Origin of the sequence: Vibrio fluminensis, from assembly GCF_015278125.1 — a bacterium.
GTDB lineage: Bacteria > Pseudomonadota > Gammaproteobacteria > Enterobacterales > Vibrionaceae > Vibrio > Vibrio fluminensis.
This window is the reverse complement of the sequence record NZ_JADILO010000050.1, coordinates 1-20,204: the sequence shown is the minus strand read 5'-3', so window position 1 is coordinate 20,204 and position 20,204 is coordinate 1. Positions and strand designations below refer to the sequence as shown.

At 43.5% G+C, this 20,204-nt stretch carries 13 protein-coding genes, 1 tRNA gene and 1 rRNA gene; 9 read left to right on the top strand and 6 right to left on the bottom strand.

Annotated features, from left to right (window positions below; genetic code table 11):
- Positions 1 to 13 precede the first annotated feature (13 nt).
- From rrf to pdxY, 4 genes are all read left to right on the top strand, one after another.
- A 5S ribosomal RNA gene (rrf, locus tag IRQ95_RS21180) occupies positions 14 to 129 on the top strand.
- 86 nt (positions 130 to 215) lie between these two features.
- Positions 216 to 306: transfer RNA gene (locus tag IRQ95_RS21175), tRNA-Ser, on the top strand.
- 543 nt (positions 307 to 849) lie between these two features.
- The gene (locus IRQ95_RS21170) at positions 850 to 2,688 is read left to right on the top strand and encodes an acyltransferase family protein (protein ID WP_194439669.1); all 1,839 of its coding nucleotides are present in this window, start codon (positions 850 to 852) and stop codon (positions 2,686 to 2,688) included.
- 699 nt (positions 2,689 to 3,387) lie between these two features.
- Positions 3,388 to 4,275: a pyridoxal kinase PdxY gene (gene pdxY, locus IRQ95_RS21165; protein ID WP_075651974.1), complete on the top strand. Its 888-nt coding sequence runs from the start codon at positions 3,388 to 3,390 to the stop codon at positions 4,273 to 4,275.
- 149 nt (positions 4,276 to 4,424) lie between these two features.
- Here the strand turns inward: pdxY and add are convergent, their stop codons facing one another.
- The 5 genes from add to glnA form a co-directional block, all read right to left on the bottom strand.
- Entirely contained in the window at positions 4,425 to 5,426 is a 1,002-nt protein-coding gene (gene add, locus IRQ95_RS21160) for an adenosine deaminase (RefSeq protein WP_194439667.1), read from the bottom strand.
- A 102-nt stretch (positions 5,427 to 5,528) separates the two neighbouring features.
- Positions 5,529 to 8,060, bottom strand: a complete 2,532-nt coding sequence (gepA, locus tag IRQ95_RS21155) for a phosphodiesterase GepA (protein WP_194439665.1) — start codon at positions 8,058 to 8,060, stop codon at positions 5,529 to 5,531.
- A 246-nt stretch (positions 8,061 to 8,306) separates the two neighbouring features.
- The gene (gene glnG / locus IRQ95_RS21150; protein ID WP_194439663.1) at positions 8,307 to 9,710 is read right to left on the bottom strand and encodes a nitrogen regulation protein NR(I); all 1,404 of its coding nucleotides are present in this window, start codon (positions 9,708 to 9,710) and stop codon (positions 8,307 to 8,309) included.
- 51 nt (positions 9,711 to 9,761) lie between these two features.
- Positions 9,762 to 10,829: a nitrogen regulation protein NR(II) gene (gene glnL, locus IRQ95_RS21145; protein ID WP_194439661.1), complete on the bottom strand. Its 1,068-nt coding sequence runs from the start codon at positions 10,827 to 10,829 to the stop codon at positions 9,762 to 9,764.
- A gap of 322 nt (positions 10,830 to 11,151) precedes the next feature.
- Entirely contained in the window at positions 11,152 to 12,561 is a 1,410-nt protein-coding gene (gene glnA / locus IRQ95_RS21140; protein ID WP_075651984.1) for a glutamate--ammonia ligase, read from the bottom strand.
- Positions 12,562 to 13,124: 563 nt separating this feature from the next.
- Here glnA and typA point away from each other — a divergent pair.
- From typA to IRQ95_RS21115, 5 genes are all read left to right on the top strand, one after another.
- Entirely contained in the window at positions 13,125 to 14,957 is a 1,833-nt protein-coding gene (gene typA, locus IRQ95_RS21135; RefSeq protein ID WP_194439659.1) for a translational GTPase TypA, read from the top strand.
- 173 nt (positions 14,958 to 15,130) lie between these two features.
- On the top strand, positions 15,131 to 16,438 hold the full coding sequence (locus tag IRQ95_RS21130) for a protein kinase domain-containing protein (RefSeq protein WP_194439657.1): 1,308 nt from the start codon (positions 15,131 to 15,133) through the stop codon (positions 16,436 to 16,438).
- On the top strand, positions 16,439 to 17,914 hold the full coding sequence (locus tag IRQ95_RS21125; protein WP_228481537.1) for a chromosome partitioning protein ParA: 1,476 nt from the start codon (positions 16,439 to 16,441) through the stop codon (positions 17,912 to 17,914).
- 1 nt (position 17,915) lies between these two features.
- Positions 17,916 to 18,485: an ECF-type sigma factor gene (locus IRQ95_RS21120; protein WP_194439655.1), complete on the top strand. Its 570-nt coding sequence runs from the start codon at positions 17,916 to 17,918 to the stop codon at positions 18,483 to 18,485.
- 6 nt (positions 18,486 to 18,491) lie between these two features.
- The gene (locus tag IRQ95_RS21115) at positions 18,492 to 20,069 is read left to right on the top strand and encodes a hypothetical protein (protein ID WP_194439653.1); all 1,578 of its coding nucleotides are present in this window, start codon (positions 18,492 to 18,494) and stop codon (positions 20,067 to 20,069) included.
- A 36-nt stretch (positions 20,070 to 20,105) separates the two neighbouring features.
- Here the strand turns inward: IRQ95_RS21115 and IRQ95_RS21110 are convergent.
- A partial coding sequence (locus tag IRQ95_RS21110; protein WP_194435861.1) for an integrase core domain-containing protein occupies positions 20,106 to 20,204 on the bottom strand: 99 nt, incomplete at its 5' end.

Below are 20,204 nucleotides of genomic sequence, written 5' to 3'. Positions count from 1 at the left end.
ATTAAAGAATTTGCTTGGCGACCATAGCGTTGCGGACCCACCTGATTCCATGCCGAACTCAGAAGTGAAACGCAATAGCGCCGATGGTAGTGTGGGGCTTCCCCATGTGAGAGTAGGACATCGCCAGGCTTTATTAAAACTTTCAGATTCAATCTGAGAGTAAAACTAGAATTTAGCATCATTAGTGTAAGACTATAATTTTAGTAACAAATAGTGGAGAGATGGCTGAGTGGTTGAAAGCACCGGTCTTGAAAACCGGCGTACGTTAATAGCGTACCTAGGGTTCAAATCCCTATCTCTCCGCCACATTGAAAGCCCTGCTAGAAATAGCAGGGCTTTTTTCATTTCCAACCGAAATGAAACGGGAACGCTTGTTTCTTCGAGAAACAATCTTCGTAAACACGCCGTATCTATGATACGTCGTTTCGAGATGCGGGAATCGAGAGCGTTTCGCATCAGAGATGCTTCACTTTGAGAGTTAATCTCTATTTCTCTTTGATTTATTTATCAACTTTCTCTAAATGCTTGTCTCTTGGTCTCTATCATTTAGAGACGCACTATCTGGCTTATCTCTTAATATAGTCTAAACACCTTCTCTTTTATTGCGAGTTTGGCTCTTTCAGTTGAACTATCGCTGGTCGATAGACTTGCCTTTTGGACCACTATCTTTTTGCTCAGTAATTCATATGTATGGCTGAGAGAGCTTGTAATCTTATATATGGAACAATAAATCCCTTCATTCTAAGTTAAGATCGCTTCCGCGTTCGTGGCCTATATTTGGGCTTTGATGGAACTTGAGCGTTTACAACAGCTGAGTTGTTGGTAAGAGCAAGCATATGGAAGTGTAGTGTGAATTTTAGATATGATATTAATGGGCTGCGCGCCATCGCTGTCGTGGCGGTTGTGTTGTTTCATTTTAGCCCGATGTTAGTCCCTGGTGGGTTCGCCGGTGTAGACGTCTTCTTTGTTATTTCTGGCTTCTTGATGACAGGAATCATATTTAAGGGAATCGATAGCCAATCTTTTAGTCTGCTTAGTTTTTATCGTGCTCGGGCAAATCGAATTATCCCAGCATTAGCGGTTCTTTGTTTGGTATTGGTGTCTTTAGGAACCCTGTTTATCAATCCTGCCGATTTCATCCAGTTGGTCACTCACGTTTTAGGAAGCATGAGCTTTCTCTCGAATATTATCTATTGGAAAGAAGCGGGATACTTCGATGCTTCATCGCATGATAAGTGGCTACTTCATACTTGGTCACTATCTGTCGAATGGCAGTTTTATGTCATTTACCCATTAGTAATTGTATTACTTAAAAAGCTAGTCACCACGTCAACAATTAAGTTACTTCTATTAATTGGTACCATCTTCGGCTTTGCCTTTAGCTCGTTTGCTACTTTAAAGTGGCCAGAGCCTGCCTATTTCCTTTTGCCAACAAGAGCGTGGGAAATGATGATGGGAGGGGTTGCTTTCCTTTATCCTTGGCATCAAGTTGGCCGAGGAACCAAACGGGTGGCAGAGGTCATTGGTTTAGTTCTCATCGTTGGCTCTTACTTTCTTGTTGATAGTAGTAACGCATGGCCAGGTTATTTGGCTATTTTTCCAGTTTTAGGCACCTATTTAGTTATTGTCGCTGCGCAGCAATCGAGTCTCTTTACAAATAACGTCGTATTTCAGTCTTTAGGCAAATGGTCGTATTCCATCTACCTATGGCACTGGCCCTTGGTTGTGTTGGGAAGCTATTTTAGTATCGAAAACTGGCCGATTTTTGGCATTCCGTTATCGATACTCTTGGGTTTTGCGAGTTATCAATTTATTGAAAGGGTTAACTTTTCTACGCTACGGCTCTCGGTAACTTTCTGTGTTCCAGTTTTGTTCTGTAGTATCGCTTGGAGTGTCATTGACCTGAAAAACCACCCTGAATATATTATTGGTCAGAATGCAGTAAAAGATGGAGAGCTTCACTTCTTAGAGTTAGGTGAAGATCATCTACTTAATACAGATCGTCACGAAGAGGTTCAAGTTATCGCTATTGGCGACAGTAATCTAGCTCATTTAGGTTATGGAATTGCCAAATCAAGCCAATTAAAAACGTTACTTGCTGCTTCAGGTTCATGCTTTGTTTTTCCTGACTATACGCGTAAACCCTATGCATCTTGGATGGACCAAGAGTGGTTAGATCGATGCTCTCAGCTCTATAAGAAGATGAAAGACTATCCACAGGCCGCGATTTTGGTCGGTCAAAGCTGGAAGCCGGATGCGATGATTTGTACATCGGAACAATGCACCGATGATAAGTCGATTTCTGACTTCTATATGGTGATAGAAGATCAGATTGCTCGAATGTCGCAAATTGTCGAGAAGGGGCGAGTGATCAATTTGTTAGGTTGGTATCCAATGCCAGAGTCGAGTTTGATTAAGTGCACTAAGACTGGCCAATGCCAAGGTGATTTAATGACTAGGGCAAGTTTAGAAAGAGTAGAGATTAATCGTACCTTACAGAAAATCTCTTCACTGCACGACAATGTCCATTTCATTGATCCGTTTGGCGCTATCTGTAGTGATGCGTTTAGTTGCAAAACAGTGGAAGATGGTAAGAATCTGTTTTTTGACAACGGCGGTCATTTAAGTGCTTTTGGTTCAGAAAAGATTTGGCCATATATAGAACAAAATTTGGTCGGAATAAAATAGAAAAATGTTTTTTATTCGCTGCTTTGCTGTTTATGCAAAGCAGTTTTTATTCGGTTTAGATAAATCAATCTTTTGGTTAATTAATTTAACACTAAAAAGGCGGTTGTTGATTTCTAACTAATTAATTTGTCTGTTTAATATAATTCGATTGTTATATATACGTTGCGCTTTTGTTGCCTTTAAATGTGTTAGAGTTCCATATATATTGATAGAATTGACCTATATCTGTGCAAGTCGTCGTCTTTAGACATCCCTCAACTTCTTTTCAAGCCCTGTTCTACATAGTGTCCACTGAGCTGTACATTTGTATGAGCATTCTCTGCTCAGAATCCTTCAATGAACTGTAGTTTGGGTCACACTAAATCTGTTTAACTATCAAAATCGCATAAAAACCTCAATAAGAACAGATCGGATAATTGAGCTAATTAATGGTCATAGATCAAATCTCTATAATATTTTTTATGTAATCTAAAATTTACGGAAAATATTTATTTATAGCTATGGAAACTATTCCTTTTCTTAATTAAATAAATTCTAATTGAAACTATTAAAGAGAACTGGATATGTAAAACTTTCTACTTTGGTAGAGAGAAAAGCCAGAGTTCGATTTGTCCATTTCAACTTAGTTGTGCACCTTTGCTACACTGATTGGGTGGTCATTATTTTTACAGCGATTTGCAATTTAAGAGGTCTAGACAAATGCGCGGTGTGATTTCAATTCAAAGTCATGTGGTATACGGCCACGCAGGAAATAGCTCAGCTGTTTTTCCTTTACAGCGTATGGGATTTGAAGTTTTTCCTATCCATACAGTGCAGTTTTCCAATCACACCCAATATAAAGAAGGTTGGACTGGTCACGCTTTCCCTGCCTCAGATATTGAAGATCTCACCCAAGGTCTAGAAAACATTGGTGCATTGAAAAAATGTGATGCTGTGGTTACTGGCTACCAAGGTAGCGTAGAGCAGTGTGAGATGGTTGCGGAGTTGGTTAAGAAAGTAAAAAGCTACAACCCTGCATCTATCTATGTTTGTGATCCGGTTATGGGCGCGCCAGACAAAGGCTGTATTGTTAATGAAGGTATTTCAGAGTACCTATTGAATACACTTATGCCTATGGCGGATGTGATTGTGCCTAACCAATTTGAGCTAAGCCAGTTCGTTGGTATGGAGATCAACAGCTTAAATGACGCTGTCGCAGCGTGTAAAAAGGCCCTAACTTTAGGCCCTCAAATCGTATTAGTGAAGCACCTGTACTCAATCTCAGATGATAAGTTTTCAATGATGCTTGCGTTTGACGACCAGTGCTTTATTGCTCAGCGTCCACAATTAGATTTCGATAAAGCGCTTGTTGGTGTTGGTGATTTGATTTCATCACTGTTTACTGGCGGTCTGTTGAAGGAGTGGTCTGTTGCACGCGCATTTAAGCACTGTAATGAAGCAGCATACGCGGTAGTGAAGAAGACTCATGAACTGGGTGAGTGGGAGCTGCAAACTATTGCTGCTCAAGATGAGATTGTTGAACCGGTTGAGAAATTCGACCTAGGTAAGTGTGTACAAGATAACTCATTCACGTACTACTCAATCTAATCATCTGACTTGTTTAAAATAAAAAACCGTTCATGAGACCTCTCGCTTGTGAACGGTTTTTTGCATCTGGACTTGTTGCACGTATATGGCGAACAAATGGTAATAAAAAAGCCGATACAAAGTACCGGCTTGATCATTTTATTTGAGAATTAGCGATTTGCTGCTTTATCTCTTAGCGCTTGTTTTTCTGCTTCAGAGATAAATGCTAGATCGAGACCATTAATTTGTGCACGGCGAATCTGCTCGGCAGTTAGACCAGCTTGAGGTGCAGCAACTTCATATTCGTGCGGCAGCTCGATACCTTCCACCGCTGGGTCATCAGTATTGATACACGCCATTACGCCATGATCGAGGAACTGTTTAAGAGGGTGGTTTGCAAGTGACTCTACGGTACTGGTTTGTATGTTAGAGGTCAGGCATGACTCGATACCGATTTTGTGTTCAGCCAAGTAGTCCATCAACTTAGGATCGTGGATCGCTTTTACACCATGACCAATACGTGTCGCGCCTAGCTCTTGAATGGCTTGCCACATGCTTGGTGCGCCAGCCGCTTCACCAGCGTGTACCGTTACGTTTAGACCCGCATCTTTCACTTGAGCAAAGTGTTTTACGAATAGTTCGCCAGGTTGACCAAGTTCATCACCAGCTAGGTCGACTGCGACGATTTTATCTTTCTGAGTGAGGATAGCATCAAGCTCTTGTTGGCAAGCTTCGGTACCAAAGGTACGGCTCATAATCCCGATAAGGTTCGCTTTGATACCAAAGTCACGGATACCGGCTTGTACACCGTCAACCACGGCTTCGACTACACCTGCAACAGGAAGGTTGTGTTTCATCGCCATGTAGTATGGAGAAAAGCGTAGTTCAGCATAGTCAATTTGTGCGTTTAAGGCATCTTCAACGTTTTCGTACGCAACACGGCGGCATGCATCAAGATCGCCCAGCACAGCCACACCCCAATCAAGTTTCGATAGGAACGCAACGAGTGAAGGCTCTGCTTCTACAATCTGTACATGTGGAGTAAGACCCGCAATATCATTTGCAGGTAAAGCAACGCCAAACTTCTGACCCAATTCAAGAATAGTTTGAGTACGGATGTTGCCATCAAGGTGGCGGTGCAGATCGGTGAGGGGCAAATTCTTAGTTATCATTATACTTAGCTCAATTGTGTGATTTTGAGCTAAGTATAAGAATCAAATGCGCGAGTGTCAGCCCAAATTCTGTGCGAATACACTGAATGTTGACTAATTTTGCTACATGTTAACTAAATCTGTTGGCCATTGTTCGAATGGTACTGGTCGACTATACAAGAACCCTTGGCCGTGCTGGCAGCCTAATTGTTTCAGTAGTTCCGCTTGCTCTATGGTTTCAATTCCTTCAGCGACGATATCGACTTTCATACCCCGTGTCATATTGATAACGGCCGCAACGATTGAAGTATCGAGATGATCGGGTTGCAGCTTGTTGACAAAGGTGCGGTCAATCTTCAAACAATCAAATGGTAACTTGTGTAAGTAAGCTAGCGAGCTATAGCCAGTACCAAAATCATCAATCGCGATTTGAATACCGAGATCGCGGATCGCCTGCATATTGGTAATGGTCACAGGATCGTTATCAACTAGACGTGATTCAGTGATTTCTAAGGTTAAATTACGTGCTGGTAGCTTAGATTGCGTTAAAACTCGGGTTAGCTCTTCGATTAGGCCTGTTTGTGATAACTGATTCACCGACAAATTGACATGCAGATGGAAATCTTGGTCCCACTTGCCTTGCTTCATGCCTTCCACAGCATCATGGCAGGCCTTGCTAAGAATCATCTCACCGATCGCAGAGATAAAGCCACTTTCTTCGGCAATGGGTATGAATTCTAATGGCGAGATCATCCCTTCAGTGGGAGAAACCCAACGAGCTAATGCTTCTGTGCCGATGACTTTTCCAGATTGAATATCCACAATCGGTTGGTAGTAGGGTACGAACTCATTAAGTTCAATTGCTTGTTTGATCTTTGCCAATATTCGGGTTTTGTTGCGCGAGATATCCGCCATTTCAGGCTTGTAATAGCTAATGGATGTCTGAGCTTGTTTCGCGTCACTAAGTGCAATACTGCCGTTACGCAGCCAAGTTGTCATAGAGCTGCTTTCAACGTTGTTAACAATGCCGAGTGAGACTTGAATAATAATGCTCTCTGGCCCCATTGCAAAAGGGGCAGCAAACATTTGTTGAATACGGCCAGCGGCGAGGGCTACTTGCTCTTTTTCGCTTAGGTCAGGTAAATAAATAGCAAACTCATCACCACCAATGCGTGCGATATAGGCATCTTTATCAAACGTCGATTTAATGCGTTCAGCAATAATTATGAGTAAGTGATCACCACTCAAATGCCCCATACTATCGTTAATATGACGGAATTGGTTGATACCAATAAGAATCAAGCAGCCATTTAAATTACCTAGTTTATCGCAGGTGTTGACTAGACCCTCGCGACTGTAAAGCTTAGTCAGTGAGTCATAAAGCAACTGAGTACTGATTTCTTCAAAAGAGGCTTTGAGGTTGTCGGCCATATCATTGAAAGCGTGCACTAACATTGATGTTTCATAAATTTTGCCGGGTTTAGGCAGTTCACTGTCCCAATTACCAAGAGCCAACTGTTTAGCCGCATTCGCTGTAGAAGTGATAGGGGTGACAGTTCGGTTAAAAGCGATCAGACCGATGATGATTCCTATACCACTGACGAATAGGCCAATAATCCAGCTATTACGCTGACTCTCGAGCATTGTGCCAAGTAATTCATGTTCAGAAATTGAAACGCCTATGTACCAGTTAAGGCCATTAGTATCCTTGTATGGAGTCACTATGTGGAAATAGCGCTCGCCACCAACGTAGGTATTGAATAATAACTCGCTATGTTTTAACGACTGTGTATTTGTGTAGTTTGCGCTCGATTGGATGATAGGGTTGTCACTTTCAGTATTGAGTAGACGTTGCCCTTTCAAGCTTTCGTCTGTACCCCAAGAAATGATGCTGCCACCAGTAGAGTTTGCAATCAGACGGCGCTGACCATCAAACAAGTGAATAATAGCTCCGGTATTTTTTTGCTGTTGGCTCAAAAATGCGTTGAATGTACTTAGTTTAACGTCGCTTACCACGACCCCTTGAAGCTCATTCTGATAATAAACTGGCTCGGTAGCAGAAAGCGTAACTTCTTGTCGTTCATCAGCGTTGGCGTAAATAGGCGACCAGCGAGAATCTACTGTACCAGCATGGGGTTTGTACCAAGGTCGGAAGCGCGGGTCGTAATCTTTGACTATAGAGCGAATGTTGTCGCTGACTTGATGCCCTTTGTAGATGATCAACCCTCGATGGTAAAGGTTATCTTGCAACATCAAAGAATAGTCATCAGCAGACTCTTTACGTAAACCCACGTACTCGCCTTCTTTGCCACCAAAGCCAATATTATCCAGTTGCGAAACATCGTTATACAGTTCACTGAACTTGCTTAGCATTGTCGCTTGAATCGCTGAGGTATCGTGAGGTTTATAGAGTTTGTGCAGCTCTATACTGTGGCTTAACGCTAGACTTGCTTGTAATGGCTGGTATAGAAATGAAGAAAGTTCTAGTTCCACGTTGTCACTCAATGCTGTGAGTTGCTTACGACTCACATCCGTCGCCATTTCTTCATAGTTATTATTTTGAACTACGGTGAGTACGATGAACGTGCTTAGAAGTACTAGCAGGAATGGTAAGATTACTGCTGTTCGTAATGTGCATTGAGTGCTGAGCGGCATTCGACTTATTCTTTTTAAATATAGCGTTCTGTAATTGTATCGATTTTAATCAATAAGGCGAGCGCTTTGTCTATATCGCGACCGATAGGCTGATTAAATTATCGCTCGCAGATTGATGGTCGTCTGACGTTACGAGGATGTTAGTAGGGGAATATTGTCGTTGAAATAGCACAAATGATCCAAATCAGACCATTTATGCTGACGATTAGAATAAAACAGATGGCTATACCTCAGGCCTTGAGGTTACTAGTATAGCTCCTTTAGCTTTCTTGTTAGGGTGTTACGTCCCCAACCGAGCACTTTAGCCGCATCTTGTTTATGTCCGTTGGTATGTTCAAGGGCGACTTCAAGCAGAATGCGCTCAAATTCTGGTTGTGCGGCGTTGAGGATTTCCGTCTCGCCACTGGCGAGGGCTCGTTTGGCCCATTGCGTTAATTGCAGTTGCCAGTTTGCTTCGCCGTTGGCAGCTGTCACGGGTTTGCTTTCGAGCAATTCAGCTGGCAAGTCATTAGGCAGCACTTCACTGCCACTTGCCATTACGGTTAACCATCGACAGATGTTTTCTAACTGACGCACGTTACCCGGCCAATCGAGCTGTGCCAGTTTCTCAACTGTCGAAGGATGTAGGGTTTTGACATCAACCGCTAGCTCTTCAGAGGCGAGCTGTAAGAAATGCAGAGCCAATTTCTCGATATCTTGGCGACGTTCACGCAGCGCAGGGATCTGAATGCGAATGACATTGAGGCGATGGAATAAATCTTCGCGAAAATCGCCTTTATGCACCAGTTTCTCTAGGTCTTGGTGGGTTGCGGCGACGATACGCACATCGACGCGGATCGGTGAATGGCCGCCAACACGATAGAACTGTCCATCCGCTAAAACGCGCAGTAATCGGGTTTGAATATCAAGTGGCATATCACCGATTTCATCAAGAAACAGTGTGCCGCCGTTGGCTTGTTCAAAGCGACCTTGACGGACGCTGTTGGCGCCAGTAAACGCCCCTTTTTCGTGTCCAAATAGCTCTGATTCGATCAAATCTTTGGGAATCGCTGCCATATTCAGGGCAATAAATGGACTTTTTGCTCGTGGGCTGTGACGATGCAGTGCATGTGCGACCAACTCTTTACCGGTCCCCGATTCACCATTGATTAAGACCGAAATTGACGAGCGGGAAAGACGACCAATGGCGCGAAACACTTCTTGCATTGCTGGCGCCTCGCCGATGATTTCTGGCGTTGGTTGTAGCTGATACTCTTCTTTCGCTTGTTGTTGACGCTGCTCTTGATTGTGAGCGATCGCGCGCTCAACCAAGGTGAGTGTCTCATCAACATCAAAGGGCTTAGGTAGGTACTCAAATGCTCCTTGTTGATAGGCATTCACTGCAGCATCTAAATCGGAGTGCGCAGTCATAATGATCACCGGCAAATCCGGCGATTGCTCATGAACTTGACTCAGCAGTTCAATACCACTAATGCCCGGCATACGAATATCAGAAATCAGCACATCAGGGGTTTCACGCTCAAGTGCAAGCAGAACACTTTCCCCGTCGGAAAACGTATCGCACTTGATGTTGGCTGAGGAGAGAGTCTTTTCCATAACCCAGCGAATAGAGCTGTCATCGTCGACTACCCATACGTTTCCTTTACTCATACTCGTTACTCCTCACAGCCGTGCGTTATTGCGAATTTTAAATTTATGGTGCTATTTGATTGGCAGATAGATCGTAAAGCAGGTGTGGCCTGGCCAACTCTCTACGTCGATCTTACCTTTATGTTGATCGATTAAGTTTTGTGAAATCGATAATCCTAAGCCAGTGCCGCCCTCACGACCGCTGACCATGGGGTAAAATAGGGTGTCTTGTAAGTCAGCGGGAATGCCTGGGCCGTTATCAATGACCTCTATTCGCGCTGCCAACTTGTAGCGTTGTCCATGAATATTGGCTTGATGCACCGTTCTGGTGCGTATGGTGATTTTGCCATGCTCCTGCTTCGCGAGAATCTGGCCCGCATTGCTGACAATATTAAGCAGTGCCTGCTCTATCTGTTCAACGTCCATCATGATGTCGGGGAGACTCGGGTCGTAGTCACGTTCGATCACGATTTGGCAGCCAACATCGAGTTCAACCAGTTGTCGTACTTTTTCGAGAATAAGATGTAGGTTTTCACAGCTTTTGGTGCCCGGTTTCTGAGGGCCAAGCAGTCGGTCAACCAGCGAACGTAAGCGATCGGCCTGCTCAATAATGATTTGGGTATATTCGTTAAGGCTAGCATCAGGCAGGCAACGTTCTAGTAATTGTGCAGCGCCACGCAACCCTCCTAGTGGATTTTTGATTTCATGGGCAAGTCCACGCACCAAAAGTTTTGCGGCTTGTTGCTGGGCATGTTGGTTGAGCTCTTGAGATAGACGGCGCTGCTGATCGATCTTACGCATCTCGACTAACAGCAGCAGCTCTTTTTGCCAAGTAATCGGGCTCACTGTAACTTCGAGCATTAACGGGCGACCATCGACCACAAAGGTGACATCACTATCTGTGATACTTTGACCGCTCTGTAGTGGTTGTGACAGCAAGGCTAGATCAAGTGAAGCGTGCTGAATGTGCTTGCTCAGTGGAGAGCTGGTTAAACGCTTAGCGCTTTGTGAAAATAGCTGTTCTGCTGACGGGTTGGCGTAACGAATTTGCAGCGATTCATTCATGATCAGAATCGCGGTGACTTGGTGGTTCAATATTGTCGTATTTAGCTCAAGGCTCACCCTAAGTTCTCCATCCATAGCAATGCACCATATTGGTGCATTATCGCCAAATAAGCATCACTTCACCATTAGTTAAATAGCTAAATCGGTGCGATAACATGATCCAGTCGCGGTTTTGCACATCATTGGTGAGAAAGTGCAGCGGTTAAGCTGGTTTTCTCTCCCTCTCTATAGAGTAATGCAATTAGCTTGCCGCACTAGGTAGCGAAGTCTTTTCTCTTTCCCTTTTCCTTTCTCTTTTCTCAACTCTCAATTCTTTCCTCACTCTTCTCTCTTTTCGGCTTCTGGCCGGCAAAAAAAAGGCCCGCCATAAAGGCGAGCCTAAGATTCTGCTCAGTAATTAAACAGAGTAGTAAAGTTCGAACTCAAGTGGGTGAGTCGCCATGTTTACGCGCTCAACGTCTTGAGATTTCAGAGCGATGTATGAATCAATGAAGTCATCAGAGAATACGCCACCTGCAGTTAGGAACTCACGGTCTTCGTCTAGCGCTTTCAATGCAACTTCTAGAGACTCAGCTACTTTTGGAATTTCTGCTGCTTCTTCAGCTGGTAGGTCATACAAGTCTTTATCCATTGCTTCGCCCGGGTGGATCTTGTTCTTGATACCGTCAAGACCAGCCATGAGTAGACATGCAAACGCTAGGTATGGGTTTGCTGCTGGATCTGGGAAGCGTGCTTCGATACGACGAGCTTTCGGGCTTGGTACCACTGGGATACGGATAGAAGCTGAACGGTTACGAGCTGAGTAAGCTAGCATTACTGGTGCTTCGAAGCCTGGTACTAGACGCTTGTATGAGTTAGTCGATGGGTTAGCAAACGCGTTGATTGCGCGAGCGTGCTTGATGATACCACCGATGTAGAATAGGGCTGTTTCAGATAGACCGCCGTACTTGTCGCCAGCAAATAGGTTAACGCCATCTTTTGCTAGAGATTGGTGCACGTGCATACCAGAACCGTTGTCACCAACAAGTGGTTTAGGCATGAATGTCGCAGTTTTACCAAATGCGTGTGCAACGTTGTGTACTACGTACTTGTAGATTTGGATTTCATCCGCTTTAGTCGTTAGCGTGTTGAAGCGAGTTGCGATTTCGTTTTGACCCGCAGTTGCTACTTCGTGGTGGTGCGCTTCTACAACTAGACCCATTTCTTCCATGATTAGACACATAGCAGAACGGATGTCTTGAGATGAGTCAACAGGAGCTACTGGGAAGTAACCACCTTTCACGCCTGGACGGTGACCTTTGTTACCGCCTTCGATTTCAGAACCTGTGTTCCAAGCTGCTTCTACGTCGTCAATCTTGAAGAAAGAACCAGACATATCGTTCGAGAACTTCACATCATCAAATAGGAAGAACTCTGGCTCTGGACCAACAAGAACTGTGTCTGCGATGCCAGTAGCGCGCATGTAGTCTTCTGCACGTTTAGCGATTGAGCGTGGGTCACGGTCGTAACCTTGCATTGTTGCTGGCTCAAGAATGTCACAACGGATGTTTAGCGTTGCGTCTTCTGTGAATGGGTCAAGAACAGCCGAAGATGCGTCTGGCATCATCACCATGTCTGATTCGTTGATACCTTTCCAGCCAGCCACTGAAGAACCATCAAACATCTTACCTTCTTCGAAGAAGTCTGCGTCGATTTGGTGCGCAGGAATAGAGATGTGTTGCTCTTTACCTTTCGTATCAGTAAAGCGTAGGTCAACAAACTTAACTTCGTTTTCTTGGATTAGCGATAAAACGTTTTCTACTGACATCTTGGATAACCTCCAGTGTTATTAAAGCGGTATGTGCTCGTTTCAGTAAATCAGCTTGATGCAAAGTTGATTTTTGAGCGACTAAACAATGTTGAATTTTATATAGCCAAATTCGTGCCAATAATTTTAACTGTTATTTTTCAGTTACTTAAAATTATTACTTGCTTGTTGGTTCGTGCGGTTGCACCAGATTGATCCGGAGTTGCACTCAATTGGTGCAAATTGCAGATTCTGCACAATGTTGGCGCAAACCTAACTTTCCATTCAGCCGCTAATTGGACAATAAGTCAACGACAGGGCGATGAATTTGGAAACTTTATCGTTTTAAAAAGGCGCTCAATTTAGGGGAAATTTTGGCTATGCTTAGGGTGTACTGGATAAATGACAAAAAGATAGGCTACCGAAATCTCATTTTATCGCTTAAAACCCGAGTATAGATCACATATTTCTAGGTTTTTCGCCAAAATCTGGTACATTATGGCCGTTTTTTTAATCAGAAAATGTCGCTGGGGAGCACCCGTTCCCATCTAGAGGCATTTCATTTAATTAAGTGAATCAAATCCATGGCTACTCCACAGATTGATAAATTAAGAAATATCGCGATCATCGCGCACGTTGACCACGGTAAAACAACACTGGTTGATAAGCTACTTCAACAATCAGGTACGCTAGAGTCTCGCGGTGAAGCTGAAGAGCGAGTCATGGACTCGAACGACATCGAGAAAGAGCGTGGTATCACCATCCTTGCTAAAAATACAGCAATCAACTGGAATGATTACCGCATCAACATCGTAGATACTCCGGGACACGCGGACTTCGGTGGTGAAGTAGAACGTATCATGTCGATGGTAGACTCAGTACTACTTATCGTTGACGCAGTTGATGGTCCAATGCCTCAAACTCGTTTCGTTACGCAAAAAGCATTCGCACACGGCCTTAAGCCAATCGTTGTAATCAACAAGATTGACCGTCCTGGCGCTCGTCCTGATTGGGTTATGGACCAAGTGTTCGACCTATTCGACAACCTAGGTGCAACTGATGAACAGCTAGACTTTAAAGTAGTTTACGCATCAGCACTAAACGGTTGGGCGACACTAGAAGAAGGCGAAACTGGCGAGAACATGGAACCATTGTTCCAAGCAGTAGTTGATACTGTTGAGGCGCCAAACGTTGACCTTGATGGTCCACTACAGATGCAAATCTCTCAGCTAGATTACAGCTCATACGTAGGTGTTATCGGTGTTGCTCGTGTAACTCGTGGTTCGGTGAAACCAAACCAACAAGTAACTATCGTAAGCGCAGACGGTAAGAAACGTAACGGTAAAGTGGGCACAGTAATGGGCTACCTAGGCCTAGAGCGTCACGATATCGAACAAGCGAACGCTGGTGATATCATTGCAATCACAGGTCTTGGCGAGCTTAAGATCTCTGACACAATCTGTGATGTGAACAACGTTGAAGCGATGACTCCGCTATCTGTTGATGAACCAACAGTAACCATGACGTTCCAAGTAAACACGTCTCCATTTGCAGGTAAAGAAGGTAAGTTCGTAACTTCACGTAACATCCTTGAGCGTCTGCAAAAAGAACTAGTACACAACGTTGCACTACGTGTTGAAGAAACGGATAACCCAGACCGTTTCCGCGTTTCAGGCCGTGGTGAGCTTCACCTATCTATCCTGATTGAAAACATGCGTCGTGAAGGTTTCGAGCTAGCAGTATCTCGTCCAGAAGTAATCATCAAGCGTGATGAAAATGGTAACCTAGAAGAACCGTTTGAAACTGTAACTATCGACGTTATGGAAGAAAACCAAGGCGGTATCATGGAAGCTATCGGTCTTCGTAAAGGCGAACTGACTGACATGTCTCCAGATGGTAAAGGCCGTGTTCGTATGGACTTTATGATGCCTTCTCGTGGTCTAATCGGTTTCCAAACTGAGTTCATGACGCTGACTTCTGGTTCAGGTCTTCTTTACCATACATTTGACCACTACGGCCCACACAAAGGCGGTACGATCGGTCAACGTAATAACGGTGTTCTAATTTCGAACGCAACAGGTAAAGCACTGACTTACGCACTGTTCAACCTACAAGAACGTGGTCGTCTATTTACAGAACACGCTGACGAAGTTTACGAAGGTCAAGTAATCGGTATTCATAACCGTTCTAACGACCTAACAGTAAACTGTCTAAAAGGTAAACAGCTAACCAACGTTCGTGCATCTGGTACAGATGAAGCGCAAGTACTAACTCCAGCGATCAAATACACGCTAGAACAAGCACTTGAGTTCATCGATGATGACGAACTAGTAGAAGTAACACCAGTAAGCATTCGTATTCGTAAACGTCACCTGACTGAAAACGACCGTAAACGTGCTTCACGTGATGCAAAATAATTGATCGCTAGTCGATAACTTAAAGGCTCTGATTTTTATCAGGGCCTTTTTTTCGTCTGCCATTTGGTATCCAGTTATCATTTACTGATAGAACTGAAAATAAAGAAAACAAACAGTTATAAAAACAACAAGTTCCGCTACAATGTCGCGAAAAAACCAAATATAAAAATCCAGTGACTTCAGCAGTTGGCATTACCGAGATCTATTACTCACTTCTTGATTTAGATGACAAACAAAAGCATCGCTATCTACATCAACTTCAAGAGCAGAAACCGACACTCTATCGTGAATTGATGCCACTATTAACAGTGGAAGAAAACTCACATTTAACCGAATTACTCAATTTCAACATTTGTAGTTCTGGTAACGCTAATGTTGATTATACGAATCAGCGAATAGACAAGTATCTCATTACACATGAGTTGGGACGCGGAGGAATGGGCGTTGTTTATGCGGCTTGCCGAGCCGATCGACGTTTTGAGCAGAAGCTAGCGATTAAGTTTCTGCATCACGACATGGCGCGTATATTCGACGAGACGATGCTATTCGCGGAGGCGCAACTGCTCGCAAACCTGAATCATCCAAATATCGCAAAAGTTTTTGATGGCGGTCTACATCAAAAGCAAGTCTATATTGTGATGGAGTACGTTGATGGCAGGAATCTAGCTGAGTTATCGGCTGAGCGAACTCTTAATGATGATGAAAAACTTCGACTGTTTTGCCAAATATGCAGTGGAGTTGAGCACACTCATCAAAAAGGGATTGTTCATGGCGATTTGAAGCCGGAAAATGTGTTGATTGATAGTGAAATGCACGCCAAATTAATCGATTTTAACCTCACTCAAAAAATTGAACGAACAACAACGCCGATTTTCGCCCTGAGTAAACAATACGCTAGTCCCGAACAATTGGCTGGGGAAGAAGTGTCCCCTGCGAGTGACATTTTTTCATTGGGAGAATTGTTGAAGTGGTTGTTTCCCAATCAATCTGAAGGTAGTGACATTCGCTATATTCAGCATAAAGCGACTCAATTAGTGCCCTCTAAGCGTTATTTGAACGTGGTGCAGTTACGTATCGATATAGAGAATATTTTATCTAAACATCCGATTTCCTTACGTCAAAAAGAGATTTTATATACCAGTCGGCGATTATTTCAGCGACATCCAACCTCTAGCTCTCTCGCTGCGTTATTGCTGCTTGGTGGTATGATTTTTAGTTCAGCGCTCGTCGGGAAAAACCAGCAGTTAGCGAAAGAAAAGCGCATCGCAGAAAATCTGGTTTTTGAAGTCACGAGTATGATGTTTGATGCTAAAAGTGAAGCAGGACAAGCAATGCCCGTTAATGTGGTTCTCGATCTTACTCGCCGACGTATTTTATCGAACCCTGAAATTCCAAAGCATATAAAACAAAAAATGTTATTGGCGATGCTCACACCTTCAGAGCGAACTTCTGATAACCAACAAGTAAAATCTCAACACTAAATGATGTTAACAAGTAAATTTCATATCTATTGGGGGAGCTTGCTGGCACTCACCAATATGACTCTGGTGCAAGCTACAGAGTTGAAAACGGGTTATTTTATTGACTCTCCAGTAACGGGGTTATTTTATAAAACTAGCTCAAACATTAGCGGTTTTACTCAGCAAGGTGCTTTTTCCTATCAAGAAGGCGATATAGTCAGTTTTTACTTAGGCCGTGACGATAATGGTTATTTGCTTAATCGTGTTTCTAGTCAAGAAGTGCTGACGCCAAACTTAATCTCGAGTTTACCTTCTCGCAGTTTAAATCTAACGCGTTTGCTGTTGTCTCTTGACAGTACGCCTGAAAACCGTCGGGAAATACTGCTTTTAAGCGACTGGCTGGCAAAACCAGATATCCAAAAGCATCTCAAGAAGTTAGATCTGACGGCGTTGAATCAAGAGATGCTTTCGTCGCTTAATATTGACTTAGTTTCTGCTCAAGAGGCAGTTAACCATCTCAGTGAAAGCCAAGAATACATAGCCCAAAACTTTGCCTCAGAGCAGGTACTTTTTTCACCACTAAATAAACGTATGAAAACGGTTATTGTTAAAAAGCGAGATCTATTTGGCAGGATTTGTATTTACGATTTACGTTTGGTGAAACACCCTAGATATCGCCCTCCATACGGTGCCGTTACTTTTGAAATTACGCCAAAAATGATGGTTGAGTTTCCTGATATTGGCGATCGTTTCCGTGGATGTTTTCTAGAGCCAAACGATATCGAGAAAATAGAAACGCTATATACACCTTTAGCTGATATCTGGGATGAGCATGGTTTATCGCAGTGTGCTAAGAGTGGTTGCACTCGTAATGATCTCAATGGCTTTGTCATTGATAGCTTTAATGATGATGGTGATTGGAAGCATCGTTCATTAGCCCTTAACTTTGACCCAGTAACCCAATTACTGATGGAAAAAACGCAAGGTTTGGGGCGAACGGAACGTATTAGACACCCTAATTTGATTGAACAGATTTGGTTTACCTACCCACAAAAGCAATACAAGCAATTGTCTTACGAAGGTATTTGGCAAGAAACGACTTACCAGTCTGATCAGATAGATTTCCAGTGTCTCTTGATTAGTAATGGAGAGGTCAAGACTACATTAGCATCTGCGCCAATAAGTGATGAAGGTTGTCCGAGCGAAATTCAACGATATCAACGTGATGTAAGTCGTTCATATGGCGATATGTGGTGGGTAAGTGTGCAAAAACAGCAGGCTTCATTGGAGCAGCTCAACATAACAGTCCGTTGGTATCCAGAGTCTCATGCCAAGGCAAAACTCACCTCTTGGGAATATCTGCCTGCAGGAGAGGAGTGGGATAAAGGAATTCTATATCGCTATCAACAAACGATCGTCCATAACCCTGATGGTTCCGAACAGCTTAAGACGCATTCAATTTCTGAATATACAAAAATTACAGGAGTAAACCGTTAATATGGGATCACCTCTTACAACGATCATTCACCAATGGCAATCAGGTGATAAGCACGCTGAAAATAAGCTATATCAATTTGCCTACTTGCAATTACGCACTATTGCTCAACAAGAGCGTGCGCGCAGTGCGCAAAAATATGGGCATGATAATAAAGTGTTGATGGATAGCGTGAATAGTACAACGGCCTTGATACATGATGCTTACTTAAAGCTTTCACATAGTGAAATGCTCAATATTGGTAATCATCGTGATTTTTATCTGATGGCGGCGAGAATAATGCGTCAGATATTGATTGATAATGCTCGTACTCAGTTGGCGCAAAAGCGCCAGCATGGCCAAGAGTTACATCTTGATGAGAAACCTCAGCGGGGCTTTGAAGAAATTTTGGTAGTTGATGAGGTTCTGGATAGTTTCAGCGAACGCTATCCGCGTCAGTCAAATGCAGTGAAACTGAAGTACCTGATGGGGCTTAAAAACGATGAAATTAGTGAGTTACTAGAATGCAGTAGCAGCTTGATTGAAAAAGACCTTAAGTTCTCAAGAAGTTGGTTACAGGCTCGGATGGTTTAACGTCTCATGCATCAGAAAACAAAACTTCTTGGCGCCAGCGTTTGTCTGGCGTTTAGTGTCGGTGTGTTTTTCGTCGCTAACAATACAGAAAGCGCACAACCTACCGGAACAAGTGTACAAAATGATGAGCTGACACTTAAGCGCAACAATGCTGATACGTTAGTTGCAATGAATGAGTTAGAGCGAGCTCAAGCCGCAGATGCTTTGCGTTCTACCGATGTTGAAGATAGCGGTAACCAAGATGCTCTACAACACAACTCGAAGCTAACGAACTTAGAGCAAGATCTATTAGCCGAGCAGTTTTATCAACAGCAGCAATCTACGACAACCATTGTTGCTAATGAAGATGACTCTTCGCTATCGGGGGCTGAAGCGAATGGACGACCAGTGATTAATCAGGAAGTACATCGTGCAATTCAAGCCTCTATCGATCAATGGCAATGGGCTGTGAATACCCCTGTGCGTGACACGCTTAATTTAGCAGGGCTATTTGAAGACCCTGAGAATGATCTGCTCTCGGTGCGTGTAGCAGTGGAAGCTGACGGTTTGAAAATTACAGGCTATCCGTTGGTCAATATTTTTGGTTTGCCAGTTGCAACAAACGGACGTGGGGCGCTGGTCGTGGAAGCAAGTGATAGTCAAAATATTGGGGACGACACGGATTGGGTGACGACACAGTTTTCTCTGCCGGCGGTAGATGGTTTGGTGCAAACTCTGTTTCCTTTAGAAGGTGAAACCCTTTATCGACTGGAAACGACCAACAGTTTGGCGGGTAAGTACACGGCCTATGAAGTGGTGTATTGCCAAGCCTTTAAGTTTGTTAACCAGCAAGTTTATTTTGCTGCCGCAAAGGATAAGACCCGTTGTCCTAGTGAGGAACAGTTAGAGCCGATCGGTCGGTATGAGGTTGTCTCTGCGCAACAACTGGAGCTCAGCAGCGATCGTTCTCTCTTTGATGCCAATCAGACTTGGACGCTCAAGAAACAATACGATTCAGTACAACAGCAAGGTGTGACTAACTATTTTGTCTCTGTCGATAATGGTCGCCAGCATGAAAGCTATACCATGCAAAAGGACAAACGGGCGATGGAAGCTCGGATTAACGGTGTAACCGGACAGTATGTATTTCAGAATGAATGGTTTGATTTTCTGTTGCCACTGAGCAGCGAACAGTATTTGATGACGAAGTATGCCAACTATATCTATGACTATAAGACCGAAGTCGCAGGACCAAATGGGGAAACTACAGATTCCGATCTCAACCTGAAAGCATTCTCAACCAGTTTAACTTGCGCCCAAGTTGCCCCGATGTTTGACAATGGTGTGTTGGGAGGGGTTGGAAAGTATGGCATTGACATCATATCGACCAATTACCCTGCGCATCCCGCTTACACATTAGATTGTTTTGAATTTATCAGCAATGAACAAACCGGGCAGGTATCGTTGGCATTTGATCTCGCTTATTCTCCTTATGAAGAGTTCGTACCCGGTGAGATTTATAGTTATGTACTCAAACCCAAACCTCAGTTTGCAGATCGAATAGAGGAAATAAAGCTCAATCTTATCTACGCCGAATCAAACTAAAATTGACCCGTCCTGATATGGGTTGACACTTTTTAGTTAAAACGCTCGGTGTACTTCATCGGGCGTTTTGTATTTTAGCGCTGTATGAGGCCTCATCTGATTATAGATTTCTACTGACTCAGCGACCATTTTTCT

Bases quoted from the DNA above. Each gene is read 5' to 3' on its own strand.
- pdxY (WP_075651974.1), top strand. From the start codon at position 3,388: ATGCGCGGTGTGATTTCAATTCAAAGTCATGTGGTATACGGCCACGCA.
- add (WP_194439667.1), bottom strand. From the start codon at position 5,426: ATGATAACTAAGAATTTGCCCCTCACCGATCTGCACCGCCACCTTGAT.
- gepA (WP_194439665.1), bottom strand. From the start codon at position 8,060: ATGCCGCTCAGCACTCAATGCACATTACGAACAGCAGTAATCTTACCA.
- glnG (WP_194439663.1), bottom strand. From the start codon at position 9,710: ATGAGTAAAGGAAACGTATGGGTAGTCGACGATGACAGCTCTATTCGC.
- glnL (WP_194439661.1), bottom strand. From the start codon at position 10,829: ATGGATGGAGAACTTAGGGTGAGCCTTGAGCTAAATACGACAATATTG.
- glnA (WP_075651984.1), bottom strand. From the start codon at position 12,561: ATGTCAGTAGAAAACGTTTTATCGCTAATCCAAGAAAACGAAGTTAAG.
- typA (WP_194439659.1), top strand. From the start codon at position 13,125: ATGGCTACTCCACAGATTGATAAATTAAGAAATATCGCGATCATCGCG.
- IRQ95_RS21125 (WP_228481537.1), top strand. From the start codon at position 16,439: ATGATGTTAACAAGTAAATTTCATATCTATTGGGGGAGCTTGCTGGCA.
- IRQ95_RS21120 (WP_194439655.1), top strand. From the start codon at position 17,916: ATGGGATCACCTCTTACAACGATCATTCACCAATGGCAATCAGGTGAT.
- IRQ95_RS21115 (WP_194439653.1), top strand. From the start codon at position 18,492: ATGCATCAGAAAACAAAACTTCTTGGCGCCAGCGTTTGTCTGGCGTTT.